Raw genomic sequence first — 21,767 nt, forward strand, 5'->3', positions numbered from 1 at the left:
CCGAGGTGCCGCCGGCGGTGCAGCCGTGGCCGCTGATCAGCCGCCGTTGAGCTTGCGCTGGATGAAGGTGTAGACCGAGTCGCCGATCTTCGGCGCGATCTGGGCGGCGTTCTCGATCGCCGAGCGGAAGTGGACTCCGGCCCAGACCCTGCTCATACGGCAGTCGTTGGCGAGATCGGTCAGGTTGTCCCAGCGGAGGGTGATGTCCCTGGCCGGGGTGACGCCCGGCTCGATGACGGAGGACCCCTTCGCGAAGGTGACGCTCGTCCGCAGCTTGTCGGTGCCGAGGAAACGCCGCGCCGCCTGGGCGTAGGCAAGGCAGTACACCGACGACGCGGACGGGTACTCGGGGTGGTCGGCGGTGTTCAGGTAGCTTCGCCACTCGTTGCCGGTGATGTCGTTGACGGTGCCCTTCCCCGGGCCGCCCCACGCGGTCATCTTCTTGTTCCCGTAGAGATAGCGGATGGCGCTGAACGGCCGCACCGCGTCGTACTTACGCTTGAAGTGCCATGTGGCGACGGCACCGTCGAAGATGGCCAGGTCGACGGTCGTGACGTACTGGACGGCCTTCTCGATGTCGAAGCCGCCCTGCTCGAAGGCCGCGGTGCCGGTGGTGCGCCCGAGGCTGAAGATCTTGTCGTTGAAGAACTCGGCCTTCATCTTCTGCTCGTCCGTCAGGTGCGCCGACGCCCTGATTATCTCGTCGGTCTGCCGCTTGTAGGCGGCCCGGTCGCGATGGCTGACCGGCGGCGAGAGCTTGAACTGGGCCGGGCTGTCGTAGGACACGGGCTTGACCCGGCCGTACTGCGGGGTCACGTACTGCTGGCTCTTGACGATGCCGTTGGGGTTGAGCAGGTTCGGCTGCCAGCGGGAGGGGTCGCGGAGCTCGTAGGGGGTGTTGACCGGTTTGTAGCCGGTGTAGTCGGCGTAGGGCCGACGGTTGTAGGTGCGGCCGCCCTCGTCGCCGTCCCGGTTCGAGCCGTCGTGCTCGCGTGCCTCCATGACCTTCTTGGCCGCGGTGATGCCGATGCCGGCCGGCGTGGCGAGATCCCCTGTGCTGTTGTCGGGGTCGAGACCGGCCGTCTCCATCATGCTCCGGAAGTCGGACGCGAACTGCGGAAAGACGGCGTTGAGCGAGGTGTACGCCGCGTAGATGACGGCGGTGTTCCTGTTGCGCGTCGTGGCCTCGCTCCTGGGGCGGCGGCCGAGGTTCGAGTAGATGCCCACGGCCGTCGGGTGGTACGGAGCTATGGCGTCGAACCAGGCCGTCTCCACCATCAGGATGTGGTCGGCGACCAGCGTGGCGTCCGAGCCGTCGGGGGTGATCGTGCGCACGGCCTTCTGGAAGTGCGGATAGATCACCTCGATGAGGGCATTGCCGTTGTCGAAGTCGAAACCGGCCTTGCGTGGTGCGGCCGTCGCCCCCGAGGTGAGCGTTCCCGCCAGCATCGTCGCGGTGGCGATCGCCACCGAACACTTCAGGGACGTGCGCCACGTCGTTCTCAAACGGGTCACCGTTCGCGTTCCTTTCGCTCGGTCCGCCAGTCATGGGTTTCCGATCGGGTGAGCATGGAGGGTGCGCATGCGTGCGGCGCCCCGCAGGGCGGTGGTGGAAAGGGCGCCGCGGCTTCCGATCAGCCGATTTCGTCTATGCCGTCTTCGTCGCGCAGAGGATGCCGTGGGCGACCAGGGCGTCGGCCGGCATCTCGGCCAGGTCCTGGGCGATCGCCTTGGTCACGGTGAATCCGCACTCCCCCAGCCATTCGCGGTACGTCGAGAGCTTCTGCGGCCCACCCTGGCCCATCGTGCAGCCGAGGAAGTAGGTGGGGAAGAAGTCCACCGCGTAGGAGGTCTTGAGGTCTTCGGCGTACACCGGGCCGAGGATGTGCACCTGGCCACCGACGTCGAGCGCGTCATAGGTGTTGCGGAGGATCCGGAACACCTCCTTTTTGTCGAACATGTCCAGGAAGTGCTTGATCAGGACCACGTCGAAGCCCTCGGGCACGCTCCGGAACACGTCACCGCCGATGAACGAGCAGTGCGCGTCCACACCGCGGGCCTTGAAGTTCTGCAGGCATTCGGTCTCCTTCTCGGGAAGGTCGAAGGTGGTGACGTGCAGACCGGGTGACCGCTTCAGTTCGTAGGCCAGGATCGCGCCCAGACCGGTGTTGCCCGCCAGATCGAGCACTCTCGCGCCAGCCGGCACCTCGATGTTCTCGAAGAACCACGGGTCGATGTGCGCGGTGACGGTGTCCATCATCGTGCCCCAGGTCTCCCGCAGGTCCCGGTGCTCGGCCAATGCCTCATAGAGGTTGCCCTCGTGCCCGTAGAGGGTCTTGAGGCCGACCGGCGCGCCCACGCGTACGCTCTCGGTGAGGTGGAAGCTCTGCCGCAGCACCACGGTCTTGATCATCCGCATGATGGCCAGCACACGCTGGAGGTCCTCCTCGGGCACGGCGTCGAGCCCGCCGCGCGAGTAGGTGAGGGAGGCGGCTTCGTAGGAGACGAAGTCCTCCTTGACCAGCAGGTGCAGCAGCTGTTCCACAGCGTCGGGCGAGGCGCCGGCCACCTCGGCGAGCTGGGCGGCGGTCATCCGGCGACCGTCGCCGAGCGCGTCGACGATGCCGAGCTCGAAGGCGGTCAGGAGGTTCATGAACCTCGTCGGGCCCAGCATGAACTCGCGCAGTCTTTCGAGCGTGTGCTGTTCGGTCATCTCGATGTCCCCTTCTGGGCGAGAGCGGTCCCCGTTGCGCCGCGGATCCGCCGGACCACGGCCGACGGGTCCGGCGGTGACTGGTTGCCGCGCCAGGCGACGTGCTGGTCGGGGCGGACAAGGACGAGGTCGCGCTCCCACAGCTCGCGGGCCGCGGCGTCGGTCACCACGGTGTGCGTGACCGGCAGTCCTTGCGCGCCGGCCGCGGCGAGCAGCGCGTCCGCGCGGCCGTCGCCGGCGAAATCGACCAGGGTGAACCTGGGTCCCAGCCGGTCGAAGATCGGCTCGCCGCCGTCGAGCACCACGCTGGGCGGGCGTCCTCCCGGCCAGGTGGTCGGCGTGTAGTGGCGGGGGCTCCACAGTGGTTCCTGCACGTCCTCGTGGCAGACGACGCCGGACTCGGCGTAGCGGTAGCCCAGCTCGACGCCGCGGTACTCGTTCTCGCCCCGTTCGTTCTCGATGAAGGAGGCGATGGTGGAAAGTGACGCGCTGTCGCGGAGCAGTCCTCCGGCTTTGAGGTGGACGCCGAGGTGCCGGTGCGAGGTGTGCATGTTGCGCAGGCCCACGGGCCGGCGTTCGGCCTCGTAGCTCTCGATCAACTCGGGACCGCCGTATCCGTTCACCATGGCGGCGATCTTCCAGGCGATGTCCACGGCGTCCGCGATGCCGGAGTTCATGCCATAGCCGCCGGTCGGGAACATCTGGTGAGCGGAGTCGCCGGCGAGCAGGACCCGGCCGGCGCGATACCGGTCGGCGATCAGGAAGCCGGGCCGCCAGCGCGTCGTCAGCAGCAGCTTGTCGATCTTCAGGTCCGTCCGCATGGTACGGAGCGTGAAGTCCGCCGGGTCCGCGGGCGGAGGGTCGAACTCATGGGGTTCCATGCCGTTCACGTGCACGGTCCAGGTGTCGGCCTCGTCCTGGGCGATGATGATGTAGCGGAAGGCGAAGTAGTGCCAGAACCGCCCGTGCCGGTGCAGCGTGTCAAGATCGCGGCTTTTGAAGTGGATCATGAGGGCATTGGGCAGTTCCGGTACGTCGAAGCCCTTCAGGCCGATGCCCACGGACTTTCGGACCCGGCTCGACGCTCCGTCGCAGCCGAGCACGTACTGCGAGCGCACTCGCACCTGACTACCGGTCATCAGGTTGGCCAGCACGCTCGTCACGCCCTGGTCGTCCTGGGTCAGTGAGACGAAGGTCCAGCCGCACCGCAGGTCGATGAGGGGATGGTGGCGGCACCGGGCTCGCAGGACCGGCTCCAGGTCGATCTGGGAGAGCCGCTGTCCCGGCTCCACGGGTTGCGTGCCATCGTTGCGGTCCGCGATGTGCCGCCGCTCCTCGGCGACCGAGGGGAGATTCCACACCGTGATCGGCGGACCGGCGAGGCCGGTGGACCAGATCACGTCCGCGGGATGCTCGGGGCCCACCCCTGCGGCGCGGATCTCGTCGGTGAGGTCGAGCTGCCGGAACAGCTCCATGCTCCGGCAGCTGATGAAGTCCAGCTTCGGATGATTTGTCGTCTCGAAGTTCTCCTCGACCAGGATGCTGGGAATGCCGTGACGGGCCAGCGAGAGCGCCGCGACCATGCCCACCGGGCCTGCGCCCACCACGAGAACGGGTACCGGTACCACGATTGCCTCCCGAGGTGCGGGACGGTCGGGCCGTCCCGCACCGTGTGCTGCGATCAGGGTGCTTCGCTGGGCGTCCTGCCGGCTCTGGCGGGCGTGTCGCCGCGGCCGGGAACGGCGGATCGTTCCTGAGTTCCGGAGGCGTCGGCGCCGGTGAGCGCGCGGACCTGGAGCTCGGCGAAGCCGGCGTCGTTGCGCTCCCGGCTGCTGATCGTGCCCAGATAGCCCAGCAGGAAGGTGATGGGCACGGAGGCCAGCGCGGGGTCGAAGGTGACGAAGGCGATGTTGATGTTGGGGAAGATGGCGATCGGGCTGCCGGTGACGAGGCCGGAGAACATGGCCAGGATCGCGGTCACGACGATGCCGCCGTAGACCGACCAGCGCAGTCCCGCTGTGTTGAAGCGCTTCCAGAACAGCGTGTAGACCATCGCCGGCAGGATCGAGGCGCCGGCGAAGCTGATCGTCATCGGCAGCAGGGCGTGGATGTTGGCCTGCAGCAGTACTGTGCCCACCACGATGGCGGCGACTCCGAGCATCACCGTGTTGACCCGGGCGGCCCGCAGTTCCTCAGCCGGGTCGGGCCTTTCCTGACGCAGCGCGCGGACGTCGCGGGTGAGGGAGGTCACCGCGCTGATCAGCAACGCGGCGAGCATGCCGACGACCACGACCAGCGCGGTCGCGCCCACCAGGCCGACCAGCCACGGCCCACCGATGGAGTTCGCCAGGATGGGCAGCGTGGTGTCACGCGTGGGCGGGGCCGCGCCGATGTTCTGCCCGCCGAGCAACGCGACGGCGCCGAAGCCGAGGACGGCGACGCACAGGTAGAACGCGACGATCATCATGCCGGCCCAGCCGGTCGACCGCCGCGCCTCCCTGCCTGAGGAGACCGTGAAGTGACGGATGAACATGTACGGCAATGCCGCGTGCCCGACGAAGGCGACGAACAGCTTCGACACGTGGCCGAGCGGGCCAGGGCCCTCGCCGAACTCCCGGCCCGGGCCCAGCAGGTCGAACCCGGCCGGGTGTGGAGCCATCCGCGCCTGGGCGTCCCCGAGCAGCTGGGACAGGTTGAACCGGTACTTCATGAGGACGACGACGGTCAGCACCGCCAGGATCCCGATGATCAGAACCGCCTTGACCACCAGCACGCGCGTGGTTCCCCGCATACCGCCCATGAACACGAACAGGATGGCGAGCACTCCCATCCCGGCGACCATGGCGGCCCGCCCGGCGTTCGAGTCGACCCCGAACAGCACCCGGGCCGTGATGCCGCCCGCCTCCATCATGGCGATGGTGTACGTGGTGAAGAGCAACAGGGTGACCACGATGGACGCGGTCCGCGCCGTCCGCTCTCCCACGCGCAGCGCGAACACGTCCCCGATCGTCTGCCCGCCCACGTTGCGCAGCGGCGAGGCGAAGATCAGCAGGGCGATCAGCCAGGACATGGCGAAGGCCGCCGAGAAGAGGAAGGCGTCGAGACCGTTGAGCGAAACGTGTCCGGTCATCGTGAACAGCGTCGAGAACAGGATGAAACCGGCGAACAACGCCAGCGCATTCTGTCCGGTGCCGACGCTCCGGCCGGCGACGTAGAACTCGCTCGGGCTGTTCTGCGTCCTGCGCGCAGCGAGCACGACCCCGAGCAGCAGGAGGACCAGGACGGCGGAGAACGTGAAAGCGATCGCCGGCGCCGCGAAGCCGTTGGTCATCGGGGAGCTCCTTCCATGTCCGCCTTGATCTGCTCGGCGAGGGGATCCAGCCGGGTGCGGGCATGCCTCAGGTGGAGCAGCGTGATCACCAGCACGAGAGCGAACGACACCAGGACGAACAGCAGGCCGACGTTCACGTTTCCGATGACCGTCTGCCGATAGAAGCTCGGCGCGTACGCGCCGAGCAGGATGGTGAGGAACCACCACCCCGTGAAGACCACGCTTGCCCACAGGGTGAAGCTCTGGGATTGGCGACGCAGGGCTTTGAACCGGGCGCTGCCATGTACGGCGACATAACGCTCGCCGTCCGGCAGCGAGTTCGTCGTGCCCATGACACCTCCTCGTCGTGACGTGACGGTCAGAAACGCAGCATCTGTCATCGGCCGCACCCGGGCATGCCCTAAATACGGGATCTCCGGCGTGGTCCGAAAATGGCGCGCCGGCTCCGCCGAACCACGCGAAAGTGCCATGTACGCCGACGACGGCGGTGGCCAATGGTGGTAATCCGCCATTCAAAAGCCAGCACGGGAGCGCCGATGAGCGTGACATCGGAAATGGACACCTGGATCTACGACGACTTCACCGGCGGCGAACTCGATCCGGCGCGCTGGGAAATCGTGGAAGTCATGGGAGCGGACGGCCGGCTGCACGCCTACCGCGACCGCAACGCCCGCCAGCGGACGGGTGACGGACATTTCGAGTTGACCGTCGATCCGTTCAGCCGCTTCCACGATTCGGACCCCAAGCAGAACAACGCCAAGCAGATGTACCGGTCGACGCGGCGCTTCGCGGTGCCGGCGGGCGGGGAGCTGAAGCTGGAGGTCGCCATGGCGGTGCGCACCCGCGGCCAGATCCCCTACGACCTGCTCGACGCCTTCGGCACGATGAACGTCTTCGATCCGGAGACCGGCGTCGTCTTCAACCTGGCGGCGACCGATGACACCGTCTTCGCGGTGCTCGAGCGGCTGCACATACCCGGCGTGACCCGGCCGGAGGAGCGCTTCGTGCACCGGGTCGTCCTGGAGACGCCGACCGAGCCGGGGCGCGAGCACCGCTACGGCATCGTCTACCATGCCGGCGGTTCTGAGGCGAGCTGGTACGTGGACGGCCGACGCGCGTACTGGGCGACGATCCCGGTTCCGCTCACGGGGCTGCACGCGGGTATGGGCCTGTTCTCGGCCCGGGATCTCACCCGCTACAGCCGGGCCGAACGGGAACACGGGCAGGGCGCGACCGGCCGTTGGAGTTCGTGGCGGATCACCGCGTCCGGCCCGGCGAACGGCGGGTGAGGAGGTCAGACGAGCAGTTCTCCCCCGTCGATGCTCAGGTTGACGCCGTTGATCGAGGGGTTCTCGAGCAGGAAGGTGATCGCGTCCGTGCAGTCCTCCATGGTCACCAGGCGCCCCGTCGGCGTGCGCGCCTTGACGGCCTCCCAGACGTGGGGCTTGTCGCTCCAGTAGGGGGTGTCGGCGACCAGGCTCGGGTGCAGGGCGTTGAAGCGGATCGGTGCCAGCTCCGTCACCAGTGTCCTGACCAGCGCACTGATGCCGCCGTTGGCGGTCGTCACGGTCGTGGAGCCGGGGTAGGGCCGGTGCATGGCCAGGCCGCCGAGCAGGACGGCCGAGCTGCCGTCGGACATCCTCGGGGCGAGGGCGTGGACGACGGTGGTGTAGCCGGTGAGCTTCATCGTCAGGACGCGGGTCGCGTCGGCCGGACGGTACTCACGGACGGTGTTGTGATCCCGCTGGAGTGCGGTGAGCACCAGGCGATCGACTTTCCGCACCTCCGCGAGCGCGGCGGGGATCTGCTCGGGCGCGGTCAGATCCAGGCCGAGCCCCCGGGTGTGCCCGCCGATCTCGTGGGCGACGCCCTTCGCCCGGTCCTCCGCACGGCCCGTGATGACGACGTCGCAGCCGCGACGGGCGAACGTCTCAGCCACATGCCGCCCGATACCGGACGTCCCGCCGATGACGACGACATGAATGCGTTCTGACATTGGTCGTTCTCCTCGCCGTCGGCACCCTGAATGAATGGTCGAGTCCGCCGAAGGTATCCGGCGTCATCATCGGAGGTCGTCACGTATTTGCGGTATTCCGCCCCCCATTGCCGGCTGCCGGACGACGAACCACGTAAATGGGCGATGGCCTTGCCCGGTAGCCGGCGGTGAGGCTCGAGATGGTCGGTTCCATAAATTCGGTAGTGCTTTCACGGCGAAGAGAGGCGCGATGACACAGGCACGCCACAATGAGCTGAGCGCGCGCTCCCCTGCCAATCGCTGGTGGGTGGTGGGCGGAATGGGACTCGCCGTCTTCATGGGCTCGCTCGACATGAGCGTGGTCAATGTGGCGCTTCCGGCCATCCGTGATTCCCTGCAGGCGCCGACGACGACCGCGCAATGGGTGGTCCTCGGCTATCTGCTCCCTCTGGTGGCGCTGGGGCTGCCCACCGGGCGATGGCTGGACGGCATCGATCGCCGGGGCGCGCTGGTCTGCTCCTGCGCGGGGTTCGCCGCCGCCAGCCTGACCGCGGGCCTCGCGCCGTCCATCGAGTGGCTGATCGCGGCGCGGGTGGTCGAGGGGGTGTTCAGCACCGCGTTGATGGCGTTGATCCCGGTCCTGGTGACCACATCCGTCGACGCCCGCGTCCGGGGCCGGGCGATGGGAATCGTCGACGCGATCGGGATGCTCGGGCTGATCACCGGGTCGGCCGCCGGAGGGCTCCTCGTGGCCTCGGTGGGCTGGCGCGCCGTCTTCTTCATCAACGTGCCCGTCTGCCTCGTCCTGATCGTGCTGGCCTACGTGCAGGTTCCACGCAACGGCCGGCTGCGCCTGCCGGAGCGGAGCGCGGCCGGGGAGGCCGGCTGCCTCACCGGGGCGGCCGGCATCATCATGATCGCACTCACCCTCGCCACCAGCGACGGACCGCAGTGGCTGGCCCTGGGACTCGTCGCGGTTCCGCTGCTCCTGATCTGGCGGCGGCTGCCGGTGAGCGTGCCGGTGCGCAAGCTGCTCGTCCTGCCGGGGATGCGGCGACCGCTCGGCACGCTCGCCTCCACCTCGGCGGCGGTAGGCCTGCTGTTCTTCATCGTGCCCTTCTACCTGATCACGCTGTTGCGCACGCCCCCTTCCGTCACCGGTCTCACGCTGCTGGCGCTGCCGGTGGCCGCCACCGCCTTCGGCCCGATCGCCGGTCTGCTCGCGGACCGGTTCGGGTACCCGCGGATCGAGCTCCTCGGTCTCGCCGTGGTGATCAGCGGCCTGGCGACGCTCGTACCGGCGGACCTGTCATGGCAGGCCATCGACGTCGGGTGGCGGCTCGCCCTCATCGGGGCCGGCCTCGGCCTGTTCAACGCGCCGAACATGAGCGCCGCGATGTCGGCGCCGCCGCGCGAGCTCCTCGCAACGGCGGGATCGGCCACCAGCGTGGCGCGGCAGGGCGGCTTCGCCTTCGGACCGGCTCTGGCGACCTTGGTGTGGGGCATGTGGAGCTACAGCGTGGCCGGCGTCCGCGGCGCGTTCGCCGCGGGCACGGTGGTCGTGCTGATCTCGGCCGCCCCGCTCGCCCGCCACCTGTGGCGTGATCGCATGAAGCCGGCGGTCCAGCCCGTGGCGCAGGCGAGCCCGGCCGAGCGCGCGGACGAGCCGCTGGGATCGGAGAATCCATGACCCGGCAGCTTCGCGGCCGGGAGGCAGAAGAACGGCAGATCACGCGGATGCTTCAAGCGGTCGCGGCGGGAGCCAGCTCCGTGCTGCACGTCGAGGGAGGGTGGGGCAGCGGCCGTACCCGGCTGCTGCGGGAGGCCGCCGACCTCGCCGGCCGCCTCGGGTTCAGCGTCGTGGACGGCGTCTGGCCCGCCGGGGCGGTGCCGGGTGCGCTCGACGCGCCGGAGCCCGTGCTGGTGGTCCTGGACGACCTGCACCATGCCGATGTGGAGATGCTCGACGGCTTGCGCGTGTTGCCGTGGCAGCTTCGTGACCGGCCGATCGCCTGGATACTCAGCCGTCGCCGCCATGCCGGAGGCGCGGCAGCCGATCGGCTCTTCACGCGGCCCTGCCCCGCAGTCGATCTGGGCCCGCTGCCCGCGCCGGCGGTGCAGCGGCTGGTGGCCGACCACGCGGCCGGCGCCGTCCCACCGGATCTCATGCAGATGACCGGCGGGAACGCGCTGCTGGCCGTCGAGCTGGCCCGTGGCATGCGAGCCGACCATTCCCACGGTGTGCTGGATCGTCCGCCGGAGCGCGTCCGGTCCTGCGTGCGCAGGTGCCTGACGGAGTTGAGCGACCTGTGCCGACGGCTCCTGCAGGTGGGCGCGGTCCTCGGCCCTTGCTTCCCGCTGAGCGACGCGACGAGGCTGCTGCGCCGGCCGGCGGCGGACCTGATCGGCCCGGTCGAGGAGGCGCTGGCCGCGGACGTGCTCGCCTGCGACGAGGAGTGCCTGGTCTTCCCGCAGGAGCTGTTCTGGCGTTGCGTGCTGTCATCGCTGCCGCATCCCGCGCGTGCCGCGCTGGCGCAGGAGGCCGCCGGGGAGCATCCCGCCCCCGCCGCCATCCCCCGGGTCAACGCCTGCCGGGACGCAGCGCGCAGCGAGGAGCGGTCACCGGCGCTGAGCGTCCGGCTGCCGGTGACCGTCAGGCAGGCGGCGGGATGGACGGATCTCAGCGAGGCCGAGCGCGCGGTCGCCCTGCTGGCCAGTCAGGGGTTGACGAACCAGCAGATCGCCAGTCGGGTGTCCCGGTCCCCGCACACCGTCAACTACCACCTGCGCCGGATCTTCAAGAAACTGGGCATCCGCTCGCGGATCGAGCTGGCCAGGCTCACTCCGCCACCCTATTCGGCGGGCGTGCTGGACGCGGCCGGCTGAGCCGCCGTCAGCTCGTGCAGGACGCGGTCCAGGGACAGCGGCACCGCGCACCGGTCGGCGGCGTAGCGCAGCGCCATCAGATGCTCCTCACGCGTGAAGTCGGCCATCGCGTCGGCCACGAGGAACGCCTCGATGTCGCGGGTGAAGGCGTCGCAGACGGTCATGAGGCACCCGACGTGGGCGTACACCCCGCACACGATCAGCTGGTCACGCCCGGACCGCCGCAGCCGCTCCTCGAGGTCGCTGCGGTAGAACGCGCTGTAGCGCCACTTCGTCAGCACCGTGTCGCCCGCCTCGGGAACGACCTCGTCGGCGATTTCGCGATCGCTCGGCGCCACGGTCATACCCGGACCCCAGAAGTCGTGCAGCAGGCCGCGGTCGTGGCGGGACATGCCGCCTGGCTGCGCCGTGTACATGATCGGCACGCCGGCCGCGCGGGCGGCCGCGAGCAGTTTCGCGGTGTTGGTCAGCAGCTCGGTCAGCGGGGACCGCCCGGCCGGGAAGAAGCGCAGGAAGTACCGTTGCATGTCGTGCACCAGCACGACGGAGCGCTCAGGCCGGGGACGCCAGGGCACCGCCGCCACGGGCAGATCGCCGTCACCCGGCATGCGGTACGGCGCGATCTCGTTGATGGGCATGGTTCGTCTCCTCTCCGGTGGCTCTTGAGCGGGGACCTCACACGTGCAGGGCCGCGCCGCCGTCGACGTACAGGTCGTGCATCGTGATGTGGCCCGCCTGGTCGGACACCAGGAACGCGACCGCCTCCGCCACGTCCCGCGGCTGGGCCAGCTTCCGCAGCGGGATGCCGACGCGGTACGCCGCCGGGGAGCCGTCGATGGCGAACGCCGGATCGAAGTGCTCGGCGAGCATCCCCCGCAGCATAGGCGTGTCGGTCGAGCCCGGCGAGACGACGTTGCAGCGGATGCCGTACTCGGCTAGCTCGAGTCCGAGGCAGCGGGTGAACTGGGCGGAGGCGGCCTTGGACGCGGCGTAGGCGGCCATGTCCACGCGCGGCACACCGGCGGCGTTGGACGCCACGGTGACGATCGCCCCGAGGCGCCGGTCGATCATCCGCCGGGCCACCGCACGGGAGACGTTGAACACGCCGCCGGCGTTGACGGAGAACGTTTCGCCCCAGTGCTGGTCGGGCAGCTCGACAACCCGGCCCGTACGCAGGACGCCGGCCGCGTTGACGAGGATGCCGATCGGGCCCTGCCGCTCCTCGACCTCCTTCACCAGGGACTCCACCGCCTCGCCGTCCTGCACGTCCACCGGGTAGGCGCGCGCGGACAGGCCCTCGGCCTCGAGCTTGGCGACGACGGTGGCGAGCCGCTCGCCGTTGCGGTCCGCCGCCGCGACGTGCGCACCCGCGCTCGCCAGGGTGTGCGCCACCGCCGCGCCGATGCCTTGGGCCGCGCCCGTCACCAGGGCGACCTTAGACTCGATTCCGGACAGCTCCATCGCGATCTCCTCTGGCTGGTCACCCGGTGTGCCGGGCGAGGGTGGTTCGGTCGGTTGCTGCTTGTTGCGCGTCATAGCCGAACAGCCATTGGTGCCGGTCCAGTCCGGCCACGTCGCGGCCTTCCGCGTCGCGGCGGCGCTGTGCCTCCCCATCGGCCAAGTGGTAGGTGGTCACGCTGTCGCGCGACTCACGCTGGACCCTGCCGGTTCGTGGCAGGCGGATGCGCTCGTAGTCGTTCAGTGCCGCGCTCAGGTCGGTTCCGCCCTTGTCCGCGAGGCAGCAGGCGAGCACGATGGCGTCCTCGATCGCCTGGTTCGCGCCCTGTGCGCGGAAGGGCAACATGGGGTGCGCGGCGTCGCCGATGACGGTGATGCGTCCCGAACTCAACCGGCCCAGACTGTCGCGATCGTGCAGCGCCCACCGGCTGACCGCGTCCGCGGCGGCGATCAGGCGGGTGACGTCCTCGTTCCAGCCCTCGTACGCGGCCGCCAGGTCGTCCACGCTTCCCCGCGCCGACCACGACTCCTCCTGCCACTCGGGCGCACTGACGGTGGCGCCGAAGCTCACCAGCCGTCCGGCCGACACCGGGTAGCAGACGCAGTGCCGGTCCGGGCCGAACCACAGGCGCACCCGCGGCTCGGCGAGCAGGTGAGGTACGCGCCTCGCCGGCACCAGGCCTCGGTAGATCGTCTGTCCTGAGTAGCGCGGCCGGTCGGCGGCGAGCCGTTCCCGCACGGCCGAGTGGATGCCGTCGGCGCCCACCACGAGGTCCGCCTCGGCCGTCGTGCCGTCGGACAGCCGCAGCCGTGCCTTGTCCGCCGTCTGGGTGACGGCGGTGCAGCGGGCGCCGAGGTGCACCCGACCTGGCGGCACCAGAGACAGCAGGCCGCCGTGCAGGTCCGCCCGATGCACGGTGTAGTAGGGCGCGCCGAACCTGCGCAGGCACGGCTCGCCCAGCGGGGTGCGCTGCAGCAGGGTCGCGTCGTCCCAGCGGCGGATGTCGATGGACAGCGGCGCCACCGCGACCGCGCGCAGGGCGTCACCCAGGCCCAGCCGGTGCAGTTCCCTGGTGGCGTTGGGCGCCAGCTGTACACCGGCGCCCACCTCGGACAGCCGCGGCGCCTGCTCGTAGATCCGGAAGTCGATGCCGGCCCGGCGAAGGGCGGCGGCGAAGGCGAGGCCGGCGATGCCGGCCCCGACGATGGCCACGCTCATCTGCGACATGCCGTCCTCCTCACGATGGGTTCAGTAATAGAGGAGCGCCTTGTCCCAGTCCTCGTCCGGCCCGAAGAGGCTGCGCGGCTTGACGACGTCCGGCATCGAGGTCAGCATCGCCTGCGGCACGAGGCTGCCCGGCGGCAGGCCGACGACCTCACTGTCGGCGCCGAAGGCCGCCCGGATCGACGCCGCCAGCTCGGCTCGGGCCGCCTCCCGGTGCTCGTCGGCCACCTCGATCTCGACGCGCAGGACCGCGGGTTCCGCCTTCGCCCGCCAGAACAGCACCCCGTACGTGTCGGGAAGGGAGAAGACGAGCTCCTCGAGCCGGTGCTGGGTGACCGTCGCCGTGCCCACCCGGTAGCCGAAGGCCGACCGGCCGAGCACCTTGATCGTGGGCAGGTGCCAGCCGCATTCGCAGTCCTGGTAGGAGACCGAGACGTTGTCCTCCAGGTTGTAGCGCAGCAGCGGCATGGCCTCGCGGTACAGCGGCGTGACGACGAGCTGCCCTTCACCTTCGGTCCTGACCTCGCCGGTCACCGAGTCGTACACCTCGAACAGGGCGCGATCGGCCCACAGGTGCAACCGGCCGTGCGGGCATTCGCCGGCGAGGCTGCCGGTCTCGGTGGAGCCGTACTCCTCGATGACCGGCACTCCCCAGATCCTGCTGATCCGGTCGCGGCGCGCGGTGGTCAGCGGTTCGCCGCCGGTGAAGAGCGCGCGCAGCGCGGGGAAGTCGGCGCCCGGCCGGTGTCCCGCGGCCTCGGCCGCGGCGGCCCACAGCAGACATTCCGTCGCCACCGACCAGGTCAGCGTCACCTTCAGGTCGTGCAGGACGCGGACCACGCGGGCATAGGGCATGGCGAGCGAGCGGTTGTCACCGGGCACGATGGTGGCCCCGTGCAGGCGCCCGGCGGCGTGCGCCAGGTGGCCGGTCAGCATGAGCGCGTAGGGCGTGCGCACCAGGAAGATGTCCTCGGCCGACATGCCTATCCATTTGCGGGCGAAGCGCTCGGCCAGGTCCGTCCAGTCCTCCTGGGTGTAGAAGGACGGCGTGGGGCGGCCTGCGGTGCCGCTGGACTCGTGGTAGGTGGCCAGCCGCTCGTTCGGCACCGCGAGCATGCCGTACGGGTAGGCGTCCCGCAGGTCCTGCTTGGTGGTCAGGGGCAGGGAGGCGAGGTCGGCGGCGGTGGCGGGCAGGGCGCCCGACGTCAGCCGTTCGCGGTAGAACGGGGAGCGGGTCGCCCAGGTGACCGTGGTCGGCAACTGCTTCTCCTGCAGCCGCTGCACATCTTCCATGCCGTTCCACTGACCGAGCTGAGGCAGGCCGGAGCCCTGATTGTTCATGGCTTTTCCTCTCCTATCAGTCGGTGCGCGTTCTCCCAGGCGACTTGGCGCCACTGCTCGGGCGGCAGCCGCAGTGCCCGGAACTTGACCAGCTCCACAGAAGGGTGCTGCAACGGGTATTCGGAGCCGAACACCACCCGGGCAGGACCGAGCCGGCGCAGCGCGGCCTCGGCCACGGAGGTGTAGCCGCCGGACGTCTCGAGGAAGATGTTGGGCTCGTCCTCGATCAGAGCGAGCGCGTAGAAGTCGATGTTGCCGATGCCGCTGTGGCCGAGCACGAAGCTCACCTGCCGGAACCGGCGGGCCAGGGTGACCAGGTCGGCCACGCCCGAGCCGCGGCGGGCAAGGCAGACCACGTACACAGGGTGGCCGACGGTGGCGGCCACGTCGACCAGCGCTCTCACCCGCGGATCGAGCAGGTCGACGCCGTGCACGGCGGGCGAGATCTCCAGGCCGCGGAACTCGGCGGCTCGGCTCCGGTAGGCGGCGGGCGCGCGGTGCGGGTTGGCGAAGAAGAAGGGGACGAGGCGGCCGTCAGTGCCCTCGCACGCGGCCAGCACCGCATCGTTGTCGGCGTCGCTCTCGACGTGGCCGCCCTCGATGAGCTGGCAGGACAGCCGGTCGAGGTCGATCGTGCCGCCCGCGCAGACCACTGCCCGCTCCATGTCGCACTCGTCCAGCATGGCCAGCAGCCGTGTTCGTGCCCCGTTCCGCGGGACCAGGCGTACATGGAAGTCCAGGACGGGTTGCGCCGTCATCGCGGTCACGCTCATTTCTCGATGCAGAACTCGTCGATCGGATAGCCGACGTGCCGTTGCTCGACCGGCAGGTGGCCGAGCACCTTCGTGCCCGCCACCAGGTCCGTGACGTTCAGCACCGTGCCGCCGGGGCCGAGCACCCGTACGTGCCAGTCGTCCTGGACGATGAGGTCGACCTGGACGCCGGACGGCGACACCGCGTCGATGGCGAGCATCGGCCGGGTCTCGATCTTGACGCGGCCCACCGTGACGGGGCGGGTCCGTCCCGTGGAGTCGACGGCGAGCACCCTGGCGCCCGCGCCGAGTTCGCTGAGGTAGTTGGTACGTCCCTGGTCCGACAGCGTGTACGAGTGCAGCGCGCCGGCGTTGACCCGGAACGGCCTCGTCGGCATGTACGGCAGCGGGTGGGTTTCGCTGCAGGCCAGGATCATGCCGTGGGAGTAGGATCCCACGAGTATGCCCTCGTCGAGACGGAACTGCGTGCACGTGTCCACGCACACGCGCTCGCCCATGCCGGCCCGCCGGATCGCGGTGATCTCCAGCTCCGCCAGCTGCAGATCCGCGTGCCGGCTCAGGGCCGCGGCCTTGAGACCGGTGGCCTCGCCCACCGCGCGCGGCGCGAGCATCACCCCGTCGCTGCCGTGTTCGAGCACGCCGAAGACGATCTGTGCCTCCTCCACGTCGGCCACCTGCGTGATGACGGAGCCGTCCGCTCCTGCCGCCGCGGCGAGCACGATCTCCAGCGGAATCTTGGTGGGGTCGCGGAAGTACAGGACGCTCCACCGGTCGAAGCGGGCCGCCCGGCAGGCCTCGTCGAGGCTGTCAGGGTCGGTGATCTCGACGTACCGGCCCCATTCCACGTCGGGATGGCGGTGTGCCAGTTCGGCGGGCTCGCCGTGGCGGGCCGGGGTGACGATGACCAGGTCGGCCGGCTCCAGCTTCTCCGGCAGCGGCTCGTCGCGCGGGAACAGGACCTTCTTCACCGTCGGCGGGATCGCCTCCAGGTCGGCGGGGTCGGCCGCGACGATGGCGTCCACGCGCTGGTGGACGGCCTCTTCGATGATCGCTTCCTTGGCTCCGTCCGCGTCGCGGATGTCCAGCCAGCACAGTTTCACGGGATCTCTCCTCTGCCGGGGCGGGTCAGGTGGTGAGGGAAAGCCGGCCGTCCAGCGACTCCTGGTCCGAGGAGTACTGCGGCTCGTGGATCAGGTTCGCGATGGTGGCCGCCATCCGGCCGGGCCGGCCGGCCTGGAAGACGTTGCGGCCCATCGCCACTCCGGCGGCCCCGCCGCGCAACGCGTCGGCGACGTGGGCCAGGACGGCGCTCAGCTCGTCCCTTCGGGGCCCTCCCGCCACGATGACGGGGATGGGGCAGGCGCGTACGACCTCCGCCATGTCCTCCGGTGTGCCGGCGTAGTCGGTCTTGACGACGTCCGCGCCGAGGTCGGCGGCCAGCGACGCGGCGTGCGCCACCAGTTCGGGGGCCCGCGAGTCGGTGATCTTCGGTCCGCGGGCGTACACCATGGCGAGCAGCGGGACGTTCCAGCGGTCGCACTCCTCCGAGACCGCGGCCAGGTCGGTGATCTGGCGGACCTCCTGCTCGGAGCCGAGGTTGACGTGCACGCTGACGGCGTCGGCCCCGAGGCGCAGCGCTTCGGCGACGCCGGCGACCAGGTATTTCGCGTTCGGGTCGGGGGCGTGCCGCGTGCTCGCGCTCAGGTGCACGATCAGCGACATGCCGGTGAACGAGCCGGGATCGACGTGCCGCAGGCTGCCCTTGTGCAGCACCACGGCGTCGACGCCGGCGCCGGCCAGCTCGCCCACCAGGGCGTTCAGATCCCCGTGACCGAGGGGGCCGTCGGTGACGGAGTGATCGAGCGGGACCACGAGCAGCCGTCCGTCACCGTGGCGGAACAGGCGCCGCAGGCGCAGACGCCGGGCGAACGAGGCGCTGTGTACGACCATGATGTCCTGCCTCTCAAACCGGAGCCGATGGGTGGGAAGTGGCAGGCCGTGGCCTGGCCGGGGGCGTGGACAGTTCGTGCTGTCCCAGGCGGAACTCCCGGTGCAGGACGTCGACGGCGTCGACGGTCCGGTCCTGCGGCACGATGACGGACATCCGCGACTGAGAGGTGGAGATCCAGCTCGTCGGGATGGCGGCCGCGGACAGGGCGGCCATGAGCCTGGCGGCGTACTCCGGGCGGCTGAGCAGCCCCATCCCGATCACCGACACCTTGCCGACGTTCTCCTCGAAGTGCACACCGCCCTCGAAGCGGAGCGCGACCTCGTGCAGCGCGGCCCGGATCCGGCCGGCCTCACTGCGGCGAACGGTGAATCCCATGCGGAACTCGCTCTCGTAGGGCCCGGACCTCGCCACCAGGTCGACCACCGTCCCATTGGCGGCGAGCACCGCGAACACCTCGGGGGCCAGGTCGTGCCGGCCGTTCCTGCAGTGCACGAGCACGCGTGCGACGTCGGTGTCATGCGTGACCGCCACGACGACCCGCCTGGTCTCCAGCGGCCGGCCGTCCGACGGCGCGGCGATCGTCGTTCCCCGCGCTTGCGATGAGGCGTTCCTGACGCGCACTTCGACCTCCTCCATAACTGCCAGCTCGACACAACGGGTGTGCAGGATCCGCGCACCGGCGAACGCCATCTCCGCCATGACGCCGGGGTCGATCCAGGGCAGGCACCGGGCGGCGGGCAGGACGCGGGGATCGGCGCTGAAGACCCCGTCGACGTCGGTGTAGATTTCGCAGGCGGACGCGCGCAGACTCGCCGCGAGCGCCACGGCCGTGGTGTCGGAGCCGCCGCGGCCGAGGGTGGCGAGGTCTCCGCCGGCGTTGACGCCTTGGAAGCCGGTGACGACCGCGATCTTGCCCTCGTCCAGAACCGACCGTACGGGTGCCGGCCCGATGCCGGAGATCAGCGCGTCACCGTGTCTGCCGGTCGCGTGGATGCCGGCCTGGTGGCCGGTCAGCGACACCGCCGGCACGCCCATGCCTTGCAGGGCAAGGGCCATCAACGCCGCAGACTCGGACTCTCCGACGGCCAGGAGCTGGTCCAGTTCCCGCGACGGGCTCACCGGCCCGACGTCGGCGGCCAGCCGCAGCAGATCATCGGTCCTGCTGCCCCGCGCGGAGACGACCACCACGACCTGACGCCCTCGCCGCCGCTCCTGCGCGATGCGCTGGGCGGCGTTGGAGACACGCTCAAGCGTTCCTAGGGAAGTACCGCCATATTTCTGGACAAGAACATCCATCGTCCCCATCACCGCCCCATAACGGACCCAACTGAGAACGACAGTAAGCGGCGAAGTGCCGCAATTCCCACTACTCGGGCGAGTAGTGCCGTCACATGCAGGTATTCACGCCAACCAACCGGACACCATTCGCCTGTCGGGATATCGAGAAATCGTTCCTGCTGCCATTCGACTCGAGGGTTCGCGCCAGCGCTGGCTCACCTGCGGCAGTCCGCCTTCATTTCGTGCGGGGAAGACTGTCATACCGTTACGCACGCGCCATCCGGCGGTGCGGTTCTCGCGCATCACCCGTTCACGGGAACCTGGTGGGAATCGCGCGAACGAGTGACGCCGCCCACCCGGGCCCGAGCAGAGACTACGGGATTGAGATGAGCGGGCCATATCGGTTGGGAGGCTCTCGCGTGTCCATCAGACAACCGTCCGTCAGGCAGCGTTCCAGAGCGGCTGTGGGCTTTGCGGCGCAATGGCCGGCGCAATGGCTCGGAGCATTGCTACCGGGCGAACCGACGCCCAGGCGGCTGTGGAGATTCTCCCTCGTCAGCTTGTGCACCGTCCTCGTCCTGCTGTTCGGCGCCGGCGCGATCCTGCTGGCCGCGAGCGGTGAACTGGGCTGGGCGGGAGTCTGCATCCTGGGCTGCTTCGTGCTAGACGGCATCGACGGCGCGCTCGCCAGGAAACTGGGCGTCTCCAGCCCCTTCGGCGCCCAGATGGACTCCTTGGCGGATCTGTGCGGGTTCGGGGTGGCGACCCCGCTGCTGGCCTACCACTGGCTGAACGGGGCCGCTCCGCAGCACCTCGTTGTGTCGTCCTGCGCCTTCCTGGCCACCTGCGCGATGATCAGGCTCGCCCGTTTCAACGTGCTGCCCAAGGACGGCCGGTACTTCGCCGGCCTGCCGGCGGCGATGCCCGCCGTCATTCTGGCCGTCGCCATCGAGCTGGACGTCCAGCCGCATCTCGGCCATGTGGGCCTGGCCGTGCTCATGGCGATTCTCATGATCACCACGCTGCCGTACGCGAAGATCGGCAGGCTCTTCGCCCTGCCCAAGTGGGTCTGGCTCGTCCCGATCGCCGCGGGCGCGGCGAACCCAGAAGCGGCCTTCGGGCTGCTGGTCGCCGCCTATCTGCTGTCAGGCCCGATTCTGCGGCTGACGGCGCGCTCCTCCCGGCCGCTGCGGATCGCGCCGGCGGAGCCTGCGCCGGACGTCGAGCCGTCAGGGGGGCCGCACGTGCACGTCGCGGTCATCGGGGCCGGGTTCGCGGGGCTGGGCATGGCCATCCGGCTCAAGCAGCTCGGCATCGACGACTTCGTGGTGCTGGAACGGGCCGGCGACCTCGGCGGAACCTGGCGGGACAGCGTCTATCCCGGTGCCGCCTCGGACGTGCCCTCCAACCTCTACTCCTACTCGTTCGCGCCGGATCCGGGCTGGAGCCGTACATTCCCCTCCCAGCCGGAGATCCAGACCTACCTGCGCAGGTGCGCGGCACAGCACGAGCTGGACGCCCACCTCCGCTTCGGTCACGAGATGGTGTCCGCCGAGTGGCAGGACGGCTCCGCCCGCTGGCGCGTGGTCACGTCCAAGGGCCCGTTGACCGCGGACGTCCTGGTGGTCGCGACCGGGCCGCTCAGCGAGCCCACCATGCCGTCCGTGCCGGGACTGGAGCGATTCTCCGGCGACGTCTTCCACTCGGCCACCTGGGACGCGGCCTACGGCCTCGACGGCAAGAAGGTGGCGGTGATCGGCACCGGCGCCTCGGCCGTCCAGTTCATCCCGGAGATCCAGCCGAAGGTCGCCCGCCTGTACGTCTACCAGCGCAGCGCCCCCTGGGTGATCCCGCGCTGGGACCGCACCAAGACCAACCTCGAGAAGGGACTCTTCCGCAGGTTGCCGGGCATCCAGCGGCTGGCCAGGACCTCGGTCTACCTCTGGCGGGAGTCGCTCCTCCTCGGCCTGGCCTTCGACCAGCGCATGCTCAAGCCCGCGGAGTGGCTGGCGCGGCGGCATCTGCACCGGCAGGTCCCCGATCCCCGTCTGCGGGCGGCGCTGACTCCCGACTACCGGCTCGGCTGCAAGCGGATCATTCTGTCCAGCAGCTACTTCCCCGCGATGACCCAGCCCAACACCGAGCTGGTGACGAGTAGCATCCGCGAGGTACGGCAGAACTCGATCGTCAGCGCCGACGGCTCCGAGCACGCGGTCGACACGATCATCTTCGGCACGGGGTTCAAGCCCGCCAACATGCCTGTGGCCGGCCGGTTGCGCGGCAGGCACGGCCGGCTGCTCGCCGACGCCTGGCGTGACGGCCCGGCCGCCTACCTGGGCACGGCCATCGCCGGCTTTCCCAACCTCTTCATGCTGCTGGGGCCGAACACCGTCTCGGGCCAGAACTCGTCGCTGCTGACCATGGAGGCCCAGATCCACTACGCGATCAAGGCCGTGCGCTTCATGCACGAGGCCGGCGCCGCGATGGTGGAGGTGCGTCCCGAGGCGCAGGCGTCCTTCGTGTCGTACGTGCAGCGCAAGTCCGTCGGCACCGTCTGGGTGTCCGGATGCTCGAACTGGTACGTCGACGAGCACGGCCGCAACACCACGTTGTGGCCCGGGTTCACCGGTACCTTCCGCCGGCGCACCCGGCGCTTCGACCACGAGAACTACGTCGTACGGGCCCGCGCCACGAAACCCCGCGACGGGGACGCCCCCGCGCCGGCTCTCCCATGAACGCCGAGGCCGGTTCGCCGGGGCGGGGTGGACGTGGGGACCCGACCGGCGAACCGGCCCCAGTGGGTCGGTGCGTAAACGGGCGTCCACCAGTGCGCGTC

At 69.9% G+C, this 21,767-nt stretch carries 18 protein-coding genes; 4 read left to right on the top strand and 14 right to left on the bottom strand.

Going from position 1 to position 21,767, the window contains the following annotated elements; genetic code table 11:
* Window positions 1-36: 36 nt before the first annotated feature.
* The 5 genes from AB0K18_RS47785 to AB0K18_RS47805 form a co-directional block, all read right to left on the bottom strand.
* On the bottom strand, window positions 37-1,515 hold the full coding sequence (locus AB0K18_RS47785; RefSeq protein ID WP_364929033.1) for a vanadium-dependent haloperoxidase: 1,479 nt from the start codon (window positions 1,513-1,515) through the stop codon (window positions 37-39).
* A gap of 133 nt (window positions 1,516-1,648) precedes the next feature.
* Window positions 1,649-2,713 carry a methyltransferase gene (locus tag AB0K18_RS47790; RefSeq protein WP_364929035.1) on the bottom strand — a complete coding sequence of 355 codons (1,065 nt, stop codon included), beginning with the start codon at window positions 2,711-2,713 and terminating at the stop codon, window positions 1,649-1,651.
* Window positions 2,710-4,341 carry an FAD-dependent monooxygenase gene (locus AB0K18_RS47795; RefSeq protein ID WP_364929038.1) on the bottom strand — a complete coding sequence of 544 codons (1,632 nt, stop codon included), beginning with the start codon at window positions 4,339-4,341 and terminating at the stop codon, window positions 2,710-2,712. Before AB0K18_RS47795 ends, AB0K18_RS47790 begins: the two co-directional genes overlap by 4 nt.
* A gap of 53 nt (window positions 4,342-4,394) precedes the next feature.
* Window positions 4,395-6,044: a hypothetical protein gene (locus AB0K18_RS47800; protein ID WP_364929040.1), complete on the bottom strand. Its 1,650-nt coding sequence runs from the start codon at window positions 6,042-6,044 to the stop codon at window positions 4,395-4,397.
* Window positions 6,041-6,376 (bottom strand): DUF485 domain-containing protein, encoded by a 336-nt coding sequence (locus AB0K18_RS47805; protein WP_364929043.1) that lies wholly within the window; start codon window positions 6,374-6,376, stop codon window positions 6,041-6,043. The genes AB0K18_RS47800 and AB0K18_RS47805 overlap by 4 nt, the downstream gene beginning before the upstream one ends.
* Window positions 6,377-6,538: 162 nt before the next feature.
* On the opposite strand from AB0K18_RS47805, the gene AB0K18_RS47810 reads away from it, so the two are divergent.
* Window positions 6,539-7,333, top strand: a complete 795-nt coding sequence (locus tag AB0K18_RS47810; protein WP_364929045.1) for a DUF6081 family protein — start codon at window positions 6,539-6,541, stop codon at window positions 7,331-7,333.
* A gap of 5 nt (window positions 7,334-7,338) precedes the next feature.
* On the opposite strand, the gene AB0K18_RS47815 is transcribed toward AB0K18_RS47810, so the two are convergent.
* Complete coding sequence (locus tag AB0K18_RS47815; RefSeq protein WP_364929047.1) at window positions 7,339-8,040, bottom strand: SDR family oxidoreductase; 702 nt, start codon at window positions 8,038-8,040, stop codon at window positions 7,339-7,341.
* Between the two features lie 298 nt (window positions 8,041-8,338).
* On the opposite strand from AB0K18_RS47815, the gene AB0K18_RS47820 reads away from it, so the two are divergent.
* Entirely contained in the window at window positions 8,339-9,709 is a 1,371-nt protein-coding gene (locus AB0K18_RS47820) for an MFS transporter (protein WP_364929050.1), read from the top strand.
* Window positions 9,706-10,905, top strand: coding sequence for a LuxR C-terminal-related transcriptional regulator (locus tag AB0K18_RS47825; RefSeq protein ID WP_364929053.1), 1,200 nt, complete (start codon window positions 9,706-9,708; stop codon window positions 10,903-10,905). Before AB0K18_RS47820 ends, AB0K18_RS47825 begins: the two co-directional genes overlap by 4 nt.
* On the opposite strand, the gene AB0K18_RS47830 is transcribed toward AB0K18_RS47825, so the two are convergent.
* From AB0K18_RS47830 to AB0K18_RS47865, 8 genes are read right to left on the bottom strand one after another with little or no spacing between them, the layout of a single operon-like run.
* Window positions 10,872-11,543 (bottom strand): isochorismatase family protein, encoded by a 672-nt coding sequence (locus AB0K18_RS47830; RefSeq protein WP_364929055.1) that lies wholly within the window; start codon window positions 11,541-11,543, stop codon window positions 10,872-10,874. The genes AB0K18_RS47825 and AB0K18_RS47830 overlap by 34 nt on opposite strands.
* A gap of 37 nt (window positions 11,544-11,580) precedes the next feature.
* Window positions 11,581-12,366 (bottom strand): 2,3-dihydro-2,3-dihydroxybenzoate dehydrogenase, encoded by a 786-nt coding sequence (locus AB0K18_RS47835; RefSeq protein WP_364929058.1) that lies wholly within the window; start codon window positions 12,364-12,366, stop codon window positions 11,581-11,583.
* A 19-nt stretch (window positions 12,367-12,385) separates the two neighbouring features.
* Window positions 12,386-13,591, bottom strand: a complete 1,206-nt coding sequence (locus tag AB0K18_RS47840) for an FAD-dependent monooxygenase (protein WP_364929061.1) — start codon at window positions 13,589-13,591, stop codon at window positions 12,386-12,388.
* A gap of 21 nt (window positions 13,592-13,612) precedes the next feature.
* Complete coding sequence (locus tag AB0K18_RS47845; protein ID WP_364929064.1) at window positions 13,613-14,929, bottom strand: AMP-binding protein; 1,317 nt, start codon at window positions 14,927-14,929, stop codon at window positions 13,613-13,615.
* On the bottom strand, window positions 14,926-15,687 hold the full coding sequence (locus AB0K18_RS47850) for an amidohydrolase family protein (RefSeq protein WP_364929067.1): 762 nt from the start codon (window positions 15,685-15,687) through the stop codon (window positions 14,926-14,928). Before AB0K18_RS47850 ends, AB0K18_RS47845 begins: the two co-directional genes overlap by 4 nt.
* 11 nt (window positions 15,688-15,698) lie before the next feature.
* The gene (locus tag AB0K18_RS47855; RefSeq protein ID WP_364929070.1) at window positions 15,699-16,802 is read right to left on the bottom strand and encodes a 3-dehydroquinate synthase II; all 1,104 of its coding nucleotides are present in this window, start codon (window positions 16,800-16,802) and stop codon (window positions 15,699-15,701) included.
* 25 nt (window positions 16,803-16,827) lie between these two features.
* Entirely contained in the window at window positions 16,828-17,652 is an 825-nt protein-coding gene (locus tag AB0K18_RS47860) for a 2-amino-3,7-dideoxy-D-threo-hept-6-ulosonate synthase (protein WP_364929073.1), read from the bottom strand.
* A 13-nt stretch (window positions 17,653-17,665) separates the two neighbouring features.
* Complete coding sequence (locus AB0K18_RS47865) at window positions 17,666-18,949, bottom strand: aspartate kinase (protein WP_364929076.1); 1,284 nt, start codon at window positions 18,947-18,949, stop codon at window positions 17,666-17,668.
* 542 nt (window positions 18,950-19,491) lie between these two features.
* On the opposite strand from AB0K18_RS47865, the gene AB0K18_RS47870 reads away from it, so the two are divergent.
* Window positions 19,492-21,666, top strand: a complete 2,175-nt coding sequence (locus AB0K18_RS47870) for an NAD(P)-binding domain-containing protein (protein WP_364929079.1) — start codon at window positions 19,492-19,494, stop codon at window positions 21,664-21,666.
* Window positions 21,667-21,767: the final 101 nt, after the last annotated feature.

Source organism: Nonomuraea sp. NPDC049421 (assembly GCF_040677005.1).
GTDB lineage: Bacteria > Actinomycetota > Actinomycetes > Streptosporangiales > Streptosporangiaceae > Nonomuraea > Nonomuraea salmonea.